General features: G+C 59.0%; 15 protein-coding genes. 2 read left to right on the top strand and 13 right to left on the bottom strand.

The window, feature by feature from the left end; all coding sequences use genetic code 11:
- The 7 genes from PFH44_RS18695 to trmJ form a co-directional block, all read right to left on the bottom strand.
- Nucleotides 1-772 (bottom strand): Hsp70 family protein (locus PFH44_RS18695; protein WP_283825789.1); only part of this gene is annotated, 772 nt, incomplete at its 3' end.
- Nucleotides 773-847: 75 nt separating this feature from the next.
- Nucleotides 848-1,363: a co-chaperone HscB gene (hscB, locus tag PFH44_RS18690; RefSeq protein WP_045856334.1), complete on the bottom strand. Its 516-nt coding sequence runs from the start codon at nt 1,361-1,363 to the stop codon at nt 848-850.
- 182 nt (nt 1,364-1,545) lie between these two features.
- Nucleotides 1,546-1,869, bottom strand: a complete 324-nt coding sequence (gene iscA, locus PFH44_RS18685; protein WP_041146725.1) for an iron-sulfur cluster assembly protein IscA — start codon at nt 1,867-1,869, stop codon at nt 1,546-1,548.
- Between the two features lie 15 nt (nt 1,870-1,884).
- Nucleotides 1,885-2,271: a Fe-S cluster assembly scaffold IscU gene (gene iscU / locus PFH44_RS18680; protein ID WP_004866383.1), complete on the bottom strand. Its 387-nt coding sequence runs from the start codon at nt 2,269-2,271 to the stop codon at nt 1,885-1,887.
- A gap of 26 nt (nt 2,272-2,297) precedes the next feature.
- Entirely contained in the window at nt 2,298-3,512 is a 1,215-nt protein-coding gene (gene iscS, locus PFH44_RS18675; protein WP_045856338.1) for a cysteine desulfurase, read from the bottom strand.
- Nucleotides 3,513-3,685: 173 nt separating this feature from the next.
- Entirely contained in the window at nt 3,686-4,177 is a 492-nt protein-coding gene (gene iscR / locus PFH44_RS18670; RefSeq protein ID WP_045856339.1) for a Fe-S cluster assembly transcriptional regulator IscR, read from the bottom strand.
- A 250-nt stretch (nt 4,178-4,427) separates the two neighbouring features.
- A complete protein-coding gene (gene trmJ, locus PFH44_RS18665) occupies nt 4,428-5,162 on the bottom strand; it encodes a tRNA (cytosine(32)/uridine(32)-2'-O)-methyltransferase TrmJ (protein WP_045856341.1) in 735 nt (244 codons plus the stop codon).
- Nucleotides 5,163-5,282: 120 nt separating this feature from the next.
- Between trmJ and suhB the strand changes: the two genes are divergently transcribed.
- The gene (gene suhB, locus PFH44_RS18660; protein WP_045856343.1) at nt 5,283-6,086 is read left to right on the top strand and encodes an inositol-1-monophosphatase; all 804 of its coding nucleotides are present in this window, start codon (nt 5,283-5,285) and stop codon (nt 6,084-6,086) included.
- 43 nt (nt 6,087-6,129) lie between these two features.
- Here suhB and PFH44_RS18655 read toward each other — a convergent pair whose 3' ends face one another.
- Together PFH44_RS18655 and PFH44_RS18650 are read right to left on the bottom strand one after the other, a co-directional pair.
- Nucleotides 6,130-7,110: a nickel/cobalt transporter gene (locus tag PFH44_RS18655; protein WP_045856345.1), complete on the bottom strand. Its 981-nt coding sequence runs from the start codon at nt 7,108-7,110 to the stop codon at nt 6,130-6,132.
- Nucleotides 7,101-7,739 carry a DUF1007 family protein gene (locus tag PFH44_RS18650; protein WP_283825788.1) on the bottom strand — a complete coding sequence of 213 codons (639 nt, stop codon included), beginning with the start codon at nt 7,737-7,739 and terminating at the stop codon, nt 7,101-7,103. The genes PFH44_RS18655 and PFH44_RS18650 overlap by 10 nt, the downstream gene beginning before the upstream one ends.
- Nucleotides 7,740-7,863: 124 nt before the next feature.
- On the opposite strand from PFH44_RS18650, the gene csiE reads away from it, so the two are divergent.
- Nucleotides 7,864-9,141: a stationary phase inducible protein CsiE gene (csiE, locus tag PFH44_RS18645; RefSeq protein WP_283825787.1), complete on the top strand. Its 1,278-nt coding sequence runs from the start codon at nt 7,864-7,866 to the stop codon at nt 9,139-9,141.
- On the opposite strand, the gene PFH44_RS18640 is transcribed toward csiE, so the two are convergent.
- The 4 genes from PFH44_RS18640 to PFH44_RS18625 all read right to left on the bottom strand — a co-directional run.
- Nucleotides 9,138-10,271 (bottom strand): 3-phenylpropionate MFS transporter, encoded by a 1,134-nt coding sequence (locus PFH44_RS18640; RefSeq protein ID WP_283825786.1) that lies wholly within the window; start codon nt 10,269-10,271, stop codon nt 9,138-9,140. The genes csiE and PFH44_RS18640 overlap by 4 nt on opposite strands.
- An 87-nt stretch (nt 10,272-10,358) precedes the next feature.
- Nucleotides 10,359-11,186, bottom strand: a complete 828-nt coding sequence (locus PFH44_RS18635) for an aldose 1-epimerase (RefSeq protein ID WP_283825785.1) — start codon at nt 11,184-11,186, stop codon at nt 10,359-10,361.
- Entirely contained in the window at nt 11,186-12,622 is a 1,437-nt protein-coding gene (locus PFH44_RS18630) for a sugar porter family MFS transporter (protein WP_045856354.1), read from the bottom strand. The genes PFH44_RS18635 and PFH44_RS18630 overlap by 1 nt, the downstream gene beginning before the upstream one ends.
- A 68-nt stretch (nt 12,623-12,690) precedes the next feature.
- Nucleotides 12,691-13,323: tetratricopeptide repeat protein (locus tag PFH44_RS18625; protein WP_283825784.1), on the bottom strand; the 633-nt coding region annotated here is incomplete at its 5' end.

Genomic DNA, 13,323 nt, shown 5'->3' with positions numbered 1-13,323 from the left:
GATCGCTGAGGCCCGCCTGCTCGCGCAGATAGTCCGCCAGCAGATGGTCAAAATCATCGCCGCCGAGCGCGGAGTCGCCGCCGGTGGCCAGAACTTCGAAGACGCCGCGGCTGAGGCGCAGTACGGAAATATCAAAGGTGCCGCCGCCGAGATCGTAGACCGCGATAACCCCTTCCTGACCGGAGTCGAGGCCGTAGGCTATCGCCGCCGCCGTCGGTTCGTTCAGCAGGCGCAGCACGTGGAGGCCGGCCAGACGCGCGGCGTCTTTAGTGCCCTGGCGCTGCGCATCGTCGAAGTAGGCCGGGACGGTGATCACCACGCCGTCGAGGTCGCCGGCAAGGGCTTCCGTGGCGCGGGCGGCCAGCGCCTTGAGGATATCGGCAGAAACGCGGACCGGGTTAAGCAGGCCGCCGGCGGTTTGAATCATGGGCAGGCCGTTTTCGCTGGCCTGCAGCTGATAGGGGAGATGCGGGTAGCGGGTCTGAATATCGACCAGCGAGCGCCCCATCATGCGCTTTACCGAGCTGATGGTGTTAACCGGATCCAGCGCCGCATTCTGTCGGGCATCATAGCCGACGCTGAGGCCGGAGGGCTGGTAGTTCACCACCGAAGGCAGCAGGTAGCGTCCCTGGCGATCGGGCAGAGTTTCGGCCTGGCCGCTACGCACGGTGGCGACCAGTGAATTGGTGGTACCCAGGTCAATACCCGCCGCCAGACGACGCTGGTGCGGCGCGGCACTCAGGCCAGGCTCACTAATTTGTAATAAGGCCATAATTGCTTCCGAATATTAATTTACTCGTCATAATCTATGTTGCAGCTACGTTGGCTGCATGGCGACCCTAACAGGTTAGAGTGAAAAAAACTTTTCTTCGAGTTGTTCTGCAACATTCTGAAGTTTATCGAGAAAACGCAGCTTACGCACGGTATCCGCCGCGCTCTCCCACGCTTCGCCGTCTAACTGCTCAACGACCTGCCGCTGACGAACGTCGTACATCCCCTTCACGCGCTGAATAAACGCGGTCAAACGCGCTTCATCCTGCGATTTTTCGATCTCATCCAGCTCTTCGCGCAGCTCCAGCTGCTCCATCAGGAACGCGGTGTCGCGCACGGTGTGCTGTTCGCTGGCTAAATCGAAGCCGTGAAGCGAAAGGATGTATTCGGCGCGGGTCAGCGGATGACGCAGCGTTTGCCAGGCCTGATTGATCGTCGCGGAGTGCTGCACGGAGGCGAGCTGTTCGGCGGCGCTGGCGCTGGCGAACCGGTCGGGGTGATACTGGCGCTGTAAATCCTGGTACCGGACAGCCAGCTGTTCTTGCGAAAGGGTATAACTGACCGGTAACCCGAAGAGGGCAAAATAGTCCATAGTAACCTCAGGGTTAACGAGATAAAGCAAACCCCACGCACGGTACTCCGCTGTGGGGTTATATATCCGCGCCTCTCAGGTCGCATCTTAACCGGCGGCGTTCGCCTACTGTCGTAAGCTTATCGGGAAACGCCCGCCTGCCGCCGCGATGCTGCGCCGAAATTCAGCGGATATAGTGCAGATTACACGTTGAAGCTTTCGCCGCAGCCGCACTCATCTTTGATGTTCGGGTTGGTAAACTTAAACCCTTCATTCAGGCCTTCTTTAACAAAGTCCAGCTGAGTGCCGTCGAGGAACTGCAGGCTTTTGCCGTCGATCACTACCTTGACGCCTTTATCTTCAAACACGGTGTCTTCTGCCGCCGGCTCGTCAACAAATTCCAGCACGTAGGCCATACCTGAACAGCCGGAGGTGCGAACACCTAAGCGCAGGCCAAAGCCTTTGCCGCGGTTGGCCAGGAAGGTATTCACTCGCGACGCTGCGCTGTCGCTAAGAGTAATCGACATACAATAACCTCTTAATTATTTCGCTTCACGTTTGCTTTTGTAATCCGCAATCGCGGCTTTAATCGCGTCTTCCGCCAGGATAGAGCAGTGGATTTTTACCGGTGGCAGCTCGAGTTCATCGGCGATATCGGTGTTCTTGATAGCCTGAGCTTCGTCCAGAGACTTGCCCTTCACCCACTCGGTGACGAGGGAGCTGGAGGCGATAGCGGAACCGCAGCCGTAGGTCTTGAAACGCGCGTCTTCAATGATACCTTCATTGTTGACTTTGATCTGCAGCTTCATAACGTCGCCGCACGCCGGCGCGCCGACCATGCCGCTACCGACGGAGTCGTCGCTGTTGTCAAAAGAGCCGACGTTGCGCGGATTCTCGTAATGATCGATAACTTTTTCGCTGTATGCCATGATTAATTCTCCTTAATGCCTACCGATTAATGATGTGACCATTCAATGCTGTTCAGATCCACGCCCTGCTTGAACATTTCCCACAGCGGAGAAAGATCGCGCAGACGACCAATGGAGTTGCGAACCAGGTTGATGGTGTAGTCAATCTCTTCTTCGGTAGTAAAACGACCTAAAGAGAAACGGATAGAACTGTGTGCCAGTTCATCAGTCATGCCCAGCGCGCGGAGCACGTAGGATGGCTCGAGGCTCGCCGAGGTACAGGCGGAACCGGAGGAAACGGCCAGGTCTTTCAGCGCCATAATCAGCGATTCGCCTTCAACATAGTTGAAGCTGACGTTGAGAATGTTCGGCGCGCCCTGCGCGAGGTCACCGTTGAGGTAAACCTCTTCCATATCTTTTACGCCTTCCCACAGACGGTTACGCAGACCGCGCAGGCGCGCCATCTCGGTTTCCATCTCTTCTTTGGCGATACGGTAAGCTTCACCCATACCGACGATCTGGTGGACAGGCAGAGTGCCTGAACGCATGCCGCGCTCGTGACCGCCGCCGTGCATCTGCGCTTCAATACGAATACGCGGTTTGCGACGGACGTACAGCGCGCCAATGCCTTTCGGGCCATAAATTTTGTGACCGGAGAAGGACATCAGGTCAACTTTCAGCTGGCTCAGGTCGATAGGCAGTTTGCCCACGCTCTGGGTGGCGTCAACGTGATAAATGATACCGCGCGCGCGGCACATTTCGCCGATGGTGGCGATGTCCTGCACCACGCCGATTTCGTTGTTCACGTGCATGATGGAGACCAGGATGGTGTCATCGCGCATGGCCGCTTCCAGCTCTTTCAGATCGATAATCCCGTTGCGCTGCGGCGCAAGGTAGGTTATCTCGAAGCCTTCACGCTCCAGCTGACGACAGGTGTCCAGCACGGCTTTGTGCTCGGTTTTGCTGGTGATAATGTGCTTGCCTTTTTTCTGATAAAAGTTGGCTGCACCTTTGATCGCCAGGTTGTCGGATTCCGTTGCGCCTGAGGTAAAGACGATTTCGCGCGGGTCGGCACCGACCAGCTCGGCAATCTGATTACGGGCGATATCAACCGCCTCTTCAGCCTGCCAGCCAAAACGGTGTGAACGAGAGGCCGGGTTACCAAAGGTCCCGTCCAGGGTCAGAAACTGCATCATTTTCTCGGCAACACGCGGGTCCACCGGCGTTGTTGCGGAGTAATCGAGATAAATCGGTAATTTCATTGCTCTTTAACTCCGTACATCACTCAATGCAAGGAACCAGGCGGCCGGCCTGATGTACGACCGGGTATACGGAATGTCGCAACATCCCGGCCTGATTCGAAAATCTTTTATAATTTTTACCCTGAGCGTTTCACCCTGCAGCCAATACGCCGCAAGCTGAAACAGAACGAGTATTACGCACGCAGTTTGACGTTAATCGCTTCCTGAGTGCGGGTATTACGCTGGGATTCATGGCTCTGCTGACGGTCTGAAACATCAAGGATTTCCTGGTTGTTCACCAGTTCGCCCAGCGTGATGTTGTTCAGGAAGCTGGTCAGGCGCTCGCTCAGGTCGCGCCACAGCGCGTGGGTCAGGCATTTATCGCCACCCTGGCAGCCGCCTTTACCCTGACAACGGGTGGCGTCAACGGACTCATCAACCGCGCTGATAACTTCGCCAACGGCGATGCTACCGGCTTCTTTTCCTAATAAATAACCACCGCCTGGACCGCGAACGCTCGATACCAGACCATTTTTGCGCAGGCGGGAAAACAGCTGTTCCAGATAGGAAAGCGAAATCCCCTGACGCTCAGAAATATCGGCCAACGGAACCGGGCCCGATTCAGAGTTGAGCGCGACGTCCAGCATCGCGGTCACAGCATAACGCCCTTTAGATGTCAGTCTCATGTCTTACTTAACCTCAAACTCGCCCCTGCCCGGGCTTTTTATTAATATGGGTATTGCATAGCAGGGCCAAGTCTGACATTCCCGAGTAATTTGGTCAACTATTTACTTGACTGTTTTAGTCAAGTATTTGGCTATCTGTGCCCTTGCGTCCTGACGCCAGTATTCACGGCGGTTCTGCGGCTCTCAGGGCGGCCGGTTCAACGACCCAGCGCGCCCGAATGCGGGCTTGATGCGCCGCAAAGAGGCCGGTTTACTCTTTGTTCTTCTGCTGCTGCTCAATCGACGCCAGCATTCCGCGCAGGATATTCAGCTCCTGGCTTTCCGGGCGGGCGCGGGTAAACAGACGGCGCAGCTTGTTCATCACCTGCCCAGGATGGCTGGCGCGAATAAAGCCGGTCGCCAGCAGCGTCTGCTCGAGATGGCCGTAAAAGCGCTCTAAATCATCCACCAGCGGATACGGCGCCTCTTCCTGCTGTTCGACCTGCGGCTGCTCCTGAGTCGCCAGCCACGCCATCCGCACCTCATAAGCGATGACCTGCACCGCCATCGCCAGGTTCAGCGAGCTGTACTCCGGGTTGGCGGCAATCGCGACGTGGTAATGGCATTTCTGCAGCTCGTCGTTGGTCAAGCCGACGCGCTCGCGGCCAAAGACCAGCGCCACCGGGGCGTGCTGGCCTTCTGAAACGCTCTTCAGGCCGCACTCGCGCGGGTCGAGCATCGGCCACGGCAAAGTACGCGAACGGGCGCTGGTACCAACCACAAGGCTGCATCCGGCCAGGGCTTCATCCAGCGTATCGACGATATGCGCATTGCCGATAACGTCGCTGGCGCCGGCCGCCAGGGCGATAGCCTGAGAGTCAGGCTTAACCAGCGGATTAACCAGCCACAGGTTTGTCAGGCCCATGGTTTTCATTGCCCGGGCCACGGAGCCCATATTGCCAGTGTGTGATGTTTCTACCAGTACGATTCGAATATTTTGCAGCATTAGTGTTCTTCGGCTAAAGATTATTCACGCATGCTATCATAAAACGAAGACATAGGCAGATTTCACTGTTATTATGTGCGCCGTTTTTTCCCGTTCTTTAACATCCAGTGAGAGAGACCGATGCATCCGATGCTGAATATCGCCGTGCGCGCAGCGCGCAAGGCGGGTAATTTAATTGCCAAGCACTACGAAACGCCAGACTCCGTAGAAACCAGCCAGAAAGGCAGCAATGATTTTGTGACTAACGTCGATAAGGCAGCCGAAGCGCTGATTATTGAAACGATTCGCAAATCTTACCCGCAGCACACTATTATCACCGAAGAAAGCGGTGAGCACGCAGGTGAAGATCAGGATGTTCAATGGGTTATCGATCCGCTGGATGGCACCACCAACTTCGTAAAACGTCTGCCACACTTCTCCGTATCCATCGCCGTACGCATTAAAGGCCGTACCGAAGTCGCCGTGGTTTACGATCCAATGCGCAACGAACTCTTCACCGCAACCCGCGGCCAGGGCGCTCAGCTGAACGGCTATCGTCTGCGCGGCAGCAGCGCTCGCGATCTGGATGGCACGATTATCGCCACCGGTTTCCCGTTCAAAGCAAAACAGCACGCCACCACCTACATGAATATTCTGGGCAAAATGTTTACCGAATGCGCTGACTTCCGCCGCACCGGTTCTGCTGCCCTGGATCTGGCCTACGTTGCCGCCGGCCGCGTTGATGGCTACTTCGAGATCGCGCTGAAGCCGTGGGATTTCGCTGCTGGCGAGCTGATCGCTCGTGAAGCGGGCGCTATCGTTTGCGACTTCACCGGTGGCCATAACCACCTGTACAGCGGCAATATCGTTGCCGGCAACCCGCGCGTCGTTAAAGCCATGCTGGCTAACATGCGTGAAGAGCTGAGCGAAGCGCTGAAGCGTTAATCTCTCTCACCTCACCCCGGCCCGCCCGGGGTGAGAGTATCGCTCAAAACGGCCGCAGCCCGCCGCCCCCTGGCACCGCACTGCTCCACATCACCACCGCCGCCGCCACTAAAACGACGCCGCCGGACAGCGCCAAAGTCGACCAGCCAATCTGCTGCCAAAGAGGCGGCGTTTTATTCGCGCTAAGCTTAACGGCCAGCTGACGAAAGCCGTGCACCAGCAGCGCCAGCCCGCTGATAGTCAGCGAGGTTCCCGCCGCCATTGCCAGCGCCGCCGCCATTCCCCAGCCAAATACGCCAATCACCTTACTAAACAGCAGGACCATGATCGCCCCTGAACAGGGACGCATGCCCATCGACAGAACGATGGCCAGCCGCGCGCGCCAGTCGTCGCCGCTTTGCAGCTGTTCCGGCGCCGGCATATGCTGATGCCCGCAGCCGCAGTGCGCATGATGAACGTGATGGGGCGTAAAGGCGGTAAACGTGGGCCGACGCAGCTGCCCGCGCAGCTTTTTCAGCGCCCGCCAGCACAGCAGCAGGCCCAGCGCGCCGACCAGCAGATAGCTCCCCTTCTCCAGCCAGAAGCTGCTGAGATGCAGCTGCCTTGCGGGCAGCTGCAGCAGGGTCAGCACCACCACTACCAGCACAATCGCCACCGCGCCCTGCAGGAGAGAGGCGGCCAGCGTCAGCGCAATGCTCGATCGGAGCTTCGCGGGATGCGTCGCCAGCCAGGTGGTAATCACAATCTTGCCGTGCCCCGGCCCCAGGGCGTGCAGGACGCCGTAGATAAAGCTAAACGCCAGCAGCGAAAGCCCGGCCGCTCGCGGATTTTCCGCCACCGCTTTCAGCAGGCCGCTGAGTTCAAAATTGAGCGCCCGCTGCCAGATAGCGCTTTGCAGCATCACTTCCGGCCAGGCCTGCCAGAGCCAGACGCCGGCGCCCGCTGCCAGCGCTAAAAACAGCGCCAGCGGCCACATCTGGCGCAGGCGGGAAGCCCTGGAGGGAGTTGAGAATACTACTGACATGTCAGCGTCACCTTCTGAGCAAAATAGGTTCCGAGCGCCATATCTTCCGGCGGCGCGTCGGCTTTATCGAGCGACTGCGCAAAAGCCGTCATTTTATCATTCGGCTTTGGCGTCACCACCGTCACCTTGCATCCCGCGCGCAGCGATGCAGGCAGGGTGACGTCGCCGGGCTTGTCATAGAACATATCGACGTAATAGGTCGGGTCGAAGGTCGAAAGCGTCAGGGTTTGTCCCGCCAGGGGCAGCGGTTTAGCCAGCGGCAGAGTAAAGGTCAGCACCGCCTGGTGTCCGTCGCGCTCCAGACCGTAGCCGTCGGGGCGATTATCAAACTTCACGTGCTGGCCGTTATGCCAAAGCTCGCTGAAGTAGTGCTGCCCAAGGACGTTCGCCATCACCTCCGCCGCCAGCTTTTTCCATACTTCATCTCCCGGCTTTGCGCTGCCGGCATCGTAAAGCAGGTCTGAGGAGGTGATCTCATCCATCGTCCAGCGCATTTTGAAACCGGTGAGCTGTCCGTTATCGGCGACCACCTCCGTCCGCAGGCTGATAAAGCTATGCGGATGCGCCAGCACGCTAAATGATAAAACCATGAAAAATGCCGCACAGGTGCATTGTTTCACTCTCTTCATCCGTTCCTCACGTGAAAAATTCTGTGAACTTATCCAGCAATCCTGACGTAAAGACGCCAGCCTGCCCTGCTCTCTGTTCATCCATTGGCTATTCTTAGCAAAAACCCTAACTGGAACTTATCAGATGATGACCGTGATTGAACCACCATCTGCGCTTTCCAGTCCACAGCGCCGTAACCAGGTCCTGCTGATGTTTTATCTGCCCGGGCAGCCGGTCACCCCCGAGCGGCTTAGCGCGATCAACCTTGTTGATGAGGCGACGGCCCGGCAGGATATCGCGGAGACGGAACGTGACATTCAGCGTTACCACCGGCTGACCCTCGCGCCGCAGGTGGACGGCAGCTATCGGATTGAAGGCGCCGCAATCGATCAACGCCTGTGCCTGCTGCACGGCTTACGCCGTGCGCTGCGCCTGTGTCCGCATTTTATCAGCCACCATTTTACCCCGGCATTAAAAACGCAGCTTAAACTGCAGGGCGTTGCGCGCACCTTATATGACGACACCAATCTGCAGGCGCTGGTCAACCGCTGCGCCCGGACGCTTAACCGTCAGTTTGACTGTCGGGATATTCACTTCCTGCGCCTCTATCTGCAGTACTGCCTGCTTCAGCATCATCTCGGGCAGACGCCGACCTTTACCGAAAATCAGCGGCGCTGGACCCAGGAGGCGGCGGAGTCGATACTTGCCGCTGAGATTATCCGCCACTGGCAGCGTCGGGTCGCTACCGCGCCGCATGCGGGCGAGCAGCTCTTTCTGACCCTGCTGTTTATGCTGCTCAAAACCCCCGATCCTATCCGCGATGGGCACCAGCAGGACCGCCGCCTGCACCTGGCTATCTCCGGGCTGATCCACCGTTTTCAGGATCTATCCGGCCGGCCGTTTAGCGACGATCGGGGGCTGAGCGATCAGCTCTATATTCATCTCTCCCAGGCGCTAAACCGCAGCGTGTTCGCAATCGGTATCGATAGTGCGCTGCCGGAGGAGATGAGCCGCCTCTATCCGCGCCTGATGCGCACCACAAAAATGGCGCTGGAGGAGTTTGAGAGCGCCTACCGGGTTCGCTTTAATCAGGAGGAAGTGGGGCTGATTGCGGTGATTTTTGGCGCATGGCTGATGCAGAAAAGCGAGCTGCACGAGAAGCAGGTGGTGCTGCTGACCCACGACAACCCCGACCTCGAGCAGGCGCTTGAGCTGCAGCTGCGCGAGCTGACCCTGCTGCCGCTCAATATCAAATATCAGAACGTTCACGCCTTTCAAAAGGAGGGCGCGCCGAAGGGCGTGGCGCTGGTGGTGACCCCTTATGCTACGGCGCTGCCGCTGTTTTCACCGCCGCTGTTTCACGCCGAGGAGATGTTCAGCGATCACCAGCGGCAGCATATTTGTCAAATGCTCGAGGACTAGGATACCGCCTTCGGCCTCAGCACCAGCGCCGGCAGGACAACCAGCGCCATCACCCAGAACACGCCCTGGTGCAGGTGCTGGTAGAGGAAGCCGGCAAATACCGTCATTACCGCAATGCTGCCCCCCATCGCCACCGCGGAGTAGACCGCCTGCAGACGAATCACCTCCCCGCCCTGACGCGCCGAAATATAGCGCATCGCCGCAAGGTGACATACCGTAAAGGTGCCGCAGTGCAGGATCTGCGCGACGATGAGCCACGGCAGCTCGGTGGTCCAGCCCATCAGCGTCCAGCGAACCAGCCCGCAAACGGCGGAGAGCAGCAGCAGATCCCGCGCGCTGAAGCGGCTAAAGGCTTTTTTGCTCAGCGCAAAGATAACCACCTCCGCGACTACCCCCAGCGACCACAGATAGCCGATCGCCGAAGCGGAATAGCCCGCCTCCTGCCAGTAAATCGCGCTGAAGCCATAGTAGGCGGCATGGGCGCCCTGCAGCAGGCAGACGCAGGCGAGGAAGCGCCAGCTTTGGCGCACCAGCTTCAGCCATGCCGGGAGCCCGGCCGCCTGCTGGTGGCGAACTTCCCCCTGCGGCATCACCGAGGGTTTAAGCAGCATGCCCAGCAGCATGGAGGCGATGCCGAGGCTTAGCAGCACCAGGATCGCCCGATAATCAAACAGGCTGACCAGCTTGCCGGTCAGCGCGGAGCCGATCACAAACGCCACCGATCCCCACAGACGCACGCGCCCGTAGTCCATAGTTATCTGCTTTTGCCAGGTATTCGCCAGCGCATCGGTCAGCGGTACCAGCGGAGAGAAGAACAGATTGAAGCCGACCATCACCACCATCAGCCAGGCGACGCGGCTATCGGCCCAGAAGCCAAGGACAAACAGCAGGGCCAGCAGCGCCAGCACCCGCAGGGCGGAAATGAGCCGGGAGGGATCGCTTACCCGCGGCGCAATCAGCAGGCTGCCGAGAAAACGCGCCACCAGCCCGGCGCCGAGCAGCATACCGATCGTTTCCGGCGTCAGCCCCGCGCCCGCCAGCCAGACGCTCCAGAACGGCAGAAAGATGCCGTAGCTAAAGAAGTAGGTAAAGTAACTAAGCGCCAGCCAGCGCGTGGAGTGCAAGACCATGATTTCCTCCCGAATGGAGGCGACAGTCTGGCGACAAACCCCGGCGGGCGCAAGCCGGGGATTTAGGTATAACCCGCTGAATCAGGCCTATTTAACCGCGATTTTCAGCGACCATGAAACCCTATCCCCCGGGCCTAATACCACCAGACCAGGCTGCCCGTCCACGTTGTGCGCGTTTACAGGATGGCTTTGCGGCTCAAGGCAGACAAACGGTTCACCCGACATACGGAACAGCATAAGCCACGGTGTTTGCGATGAAATTGTGACAGACATCACTTCTCGCTGAATGACGGCCGTGCCGTTCCAGCCGGAATAGCAGACGTTCAGCCAGCGATCCTCTCCACAGGCAGGCTGCGTGAAATCGCCGCCCTCCGGCAGCTCACCGCGCCAGCTAAGCGGCAAGTGCAACTCGCCCTCTGGCCAGTGGCCGCTCGCCAAAAACTGCACCCGGCTTAGCCTGTCAAAGGCAAAAAAGGGGTGAAAGCCGCCGCCGTAAAGCATCGGCTCATCTCCGCAGTGGGTAACGGTCAGGGAGGCGAGAAGCTCCCCCTGCCGTAGCTCGTAGCGGATCTGCGCGCGATAGTCGAATCCGCAGGCGTGGCGGCTATGTAGCTGCAGTACGCAGCGTTCTGCGCAGCGTTCGATGACCTCCCACGCCCTGAGCCAGCCGTCGCCGTGGAGAAAAAAACGCGCGTCCGCCTGATGATTCGGCAGAATGATTTCGCGCCCCCGAAAGGAGAAGCGGTTGCCGGCCACCCGGTTTGCCAGCGGCACCATCGGGAACAGGCCGCCGGCAGGATTTTCATGCAACACCGAGGTTTGATACCGGCGGGAGAACAGGCTTTGCACCTTACCGCCCTGCGGATCGACGCGCATCCGTAGATGCGCGTTTTCCAGAATGAAGCCGTCCGCCATTAGCGCGTCTGCTCCTGTTTCAACGCCTGCCTGCCGGCATGACGCTGCGCCAGCTGCTCTTCCAGCGCCTCCAGCGTAACGCCTTTAGTTTCCGGAACGTTGCGCAGAATGTACAGATACCCCGCCGCGCATATAACCCCGTACAGCAGGAAGCTGCCCGACGCGCCCAGCCCGGCATTCAGCAGCGGGAAGGTATAGGTTAACAGGAAGCAGGCCACCCACAGCGCCAGCGTCCCCAGCGACATCGCCAGCCCGCGCACGCGGTTAGGGAAAATTTCCGATAACAGCACCCAGGTCACCGGCGCCAGCGTCAGCGCGTAAATAGCGATCGCCGCCAGCACCAGAATCAGTACCGGTAATCCCAGGATCCCCAGACCGTAGGCCGCAGCGATCAGCGCATAGATGATGGTCAGCCCGGCGGCGCCGAGCAGCATCAGCCTGCGGCGACCAATTCTGTCGACCAGCGGAAGCGCGGCGATGGTAAAGATCAGGTTGATAAGCCCGGTCGCCACGATCGATTTCAGCGTGCTGTTAATGTCAAATCCGGCGGAGGCGAAAATCTCCTGCGCGTAGTTGAAAATAACGTTAATACCGCACCACTGCTGGAACATTGCCAGCACCATACCCATCACAATGATCGGGCGAACTTTGGGCTGCCACAGCGCGGACCAGGAGACTTTTTGCGCGTCTTTGCTGAGGGTTTGCTCGATATCCCTGATGGTTTCATCGGCGTAGCGCTGATTGCCGATGCGCATTAGCATCTGGTGCGCACGCTGGCTTTTCCCCACGCGGACCAGCCAGCGCGGCGACTCGGGAACGAAAAACATCAGGATCAGGAACGCCAGCGCGGGCACGACGCCGGAACCAAACATCCAGCGCCAGCCAACCTGTCCGTTCCAGCTGGCGCTGATCTCTGCCAGCGTAGCGCTGCTGGCCACCGGCTTCGCGATCGCCAGGTTAACCAGCTGCGCCGCCAGAACGCCAATAACGATAGTCAGCTGATTCACCGCCACAAAACGTCCGCGCTGCGCGGCGGGACTTATCTCGGCGATATACATTGGGCTTAGCGCAGAAGCCAGCCCGATGCCCAGGCCGCCAACGATACGCCACGCCACGAACAGATCGAAGCTGCCGGCGAGCGCCGTGCCCCAGGCCGAGAGCGTAAACAGCGCCGCGGCGATGATGAGCGGAATTTTGCGGCCAAACTTATCCGCGCACCATCCGGAAGCCAGCGCTCCGAAAACGCAGCCAACCAGCGCTGAACTCATCGCCCAGCCGGACTGCGCCGGGTCGGTAATGGAAAAATAGGCTTCATAAAACGGCTTCGCGCCGCCGATCACCACCCAGTCATAGCCAAACAGTAAACCACCGCAGGCGGCAACCAGACAGATCGTCCAGACGTAGCCCATTTTCAGTTGTGTCTGCGCGTTATTCATAAGGATTCCTCTTTCAGGGAAACGCAGGGAACAGTAGGGTTGGCGGGCGCGAGCCCGCCGGTTGAGGTTCAGGAAAAAATGCCGCTTTGCAGGGCGTGGTCGATCAGATGCGCCTTATCATGGGCGGGGTTGATGACCAGCAGCTGCTGAATCGCTTGCCGGTAGTCAGCCATATTCCCCAGCCCGAGATATCCCAGCGCCTCAATAAACAGGCAGTGCTGCCGGTGCTGCTGCGCCGCCGGAACGTCGAGCACCACCAGGTCAGGCAGAGAGACGGCGAAGAAATCAGCGTCCGGGACGTCGTCACGATGGCGTCGGGCCCAGTCGATGAAATTGTGGAAATGGCGGTCCGCCTGCCGCACGTCGCCGCTCTTGCGCAGCGCCATTCCCTGCCAGAAGAGATAGTCGGCGGGCTGATCGTTGTAGTAGCGACCGGCATCCAGCGACGATCCCCCCAGGCTCGCGCGCTGGTAACAGGCTACGGCGCGCTGGGTCTCTCCCGCTTGTGCGGCGCAGTGGGCCAGCAAATACCAGATATCGTTATCCGTCTGCCCCGGAAGCCTTCCCTCTCCGAGGTTTAGGGGATAGCGCAGCGCCTCCTCCAGCCGCTGGGTCGCCGCAGAGTACGCCCGGCCCTCAATCGCCTGTAAGGCAACGTGCAGTTGGTTAAGCAGATATTGCCCCGTCACCTTGCCCTCCCC

It is taken from the genome of Klebsiella sp. Ech2A, from assembly GCF_030078455.1.
Taxonomy (GTDB): Bacteria; Pseudomonadota; Gammaproteobacteria; order Enterobacterales; family Enterobacteriaceae; genus Klebsiella; species Klebsiella terrigena.
The sequence above is the reverse complement of the archived record's forward strand: the minus strand, read 5'-3'. Positions and strand labels throughout refer to the sequence as shown.

Excerpts from the sequence above, each read along its gene's own strand:
- hscB (WP_045856334.1), bottom strand. The coding sequence starts at position 1,363 with ATGGACTATTTTGCCCTCTTCGGGTTACCGGTCAGTTATACCCTTTCG.
- iscA (WP_041146725.1), bottom strand. The coding sequence starts at position 1,869 with ATGTCGATTACTCTTAGCGACAGCGCAGCGTCGCGAGTGAATACCTTC.
- iscU (WP_004866383.1), bottom strand. The coding sequence starts at position 2,271 with ATGGCATACAGCGAAAAAGTTATCGATCATTACGAGAATCCGCGCAAC.
- iscS (WP_045856338.1), bottom strand. The coding sequence starts at position 3,512 with ATGAAATTACCGATTTATCTCGATTACTCCGCAACAACGCCGGTGGAC.
- iscR (WP_045856339.1), bottom strand. The coding sequence starts at position 4,177 with ATGAGACTGACATCTAAAGGGCGTTATGCTGTGACCGCGATGCTGGAC.
- trmJ (WP_045856341.1), bottom strand. The coding sequence starts at position 5,162 with ATGCTGCAAAATATTCGAATCGTACTGGTAGAAACATCACACACTGGC.
- suhB (WP_045856343.1), top strand. The coding sequence starts at position 5,283 with ATGCATCCGATGCTGAATATCGCCGTGCGCGCAGCGCGCAAGGCGGGT.
- PFH44_RS18655 (WP_045856345.1), bottom strand. The coding sequence starts at position 7,110 with ATGTCAGTAGTATTCTCAACTCCCTCCAGGGCTTCCCGCCTGCGCCAG.
- PFH44_RS18650 (WP_283825788.1), bottom strand. The coding sequence starts at position 7,739 with ATGAAGAGAGTGAAACAATGCACCTGTGCGGCATTTTTCATGGTTTTA.
- csiE (WP_283825787.1), top strand. The coding sequence starts at position 7,864 with ATGATGACCGTGATTGAACCACCATCTGCGCTTTCCAGTCCACAGCGC.
- PFH44_RS18640 (WP_283825786.1), bottom strand. The coding sequence starts at position 10,271 with ATGGTCTTGCACTCCACGCGCTGGCTGGCGCTTAGTTACTTTACCTAC.
- PFH44_RS18635 (WP_283825785.1), bottom strand. The coding sequence starts at position 11,186 with ATGGCGGACGGCTTCATTCTGGAAAACGCGCATCTACGGATGCGCGTC.
- PFH44_RS18630 (WP_045856354.1), bottom strand. The coding sequence starts at position 12,622 with ATGAATAACGCGCAGACACAACTGAAAATGGGCTACGTCTGGACGATC.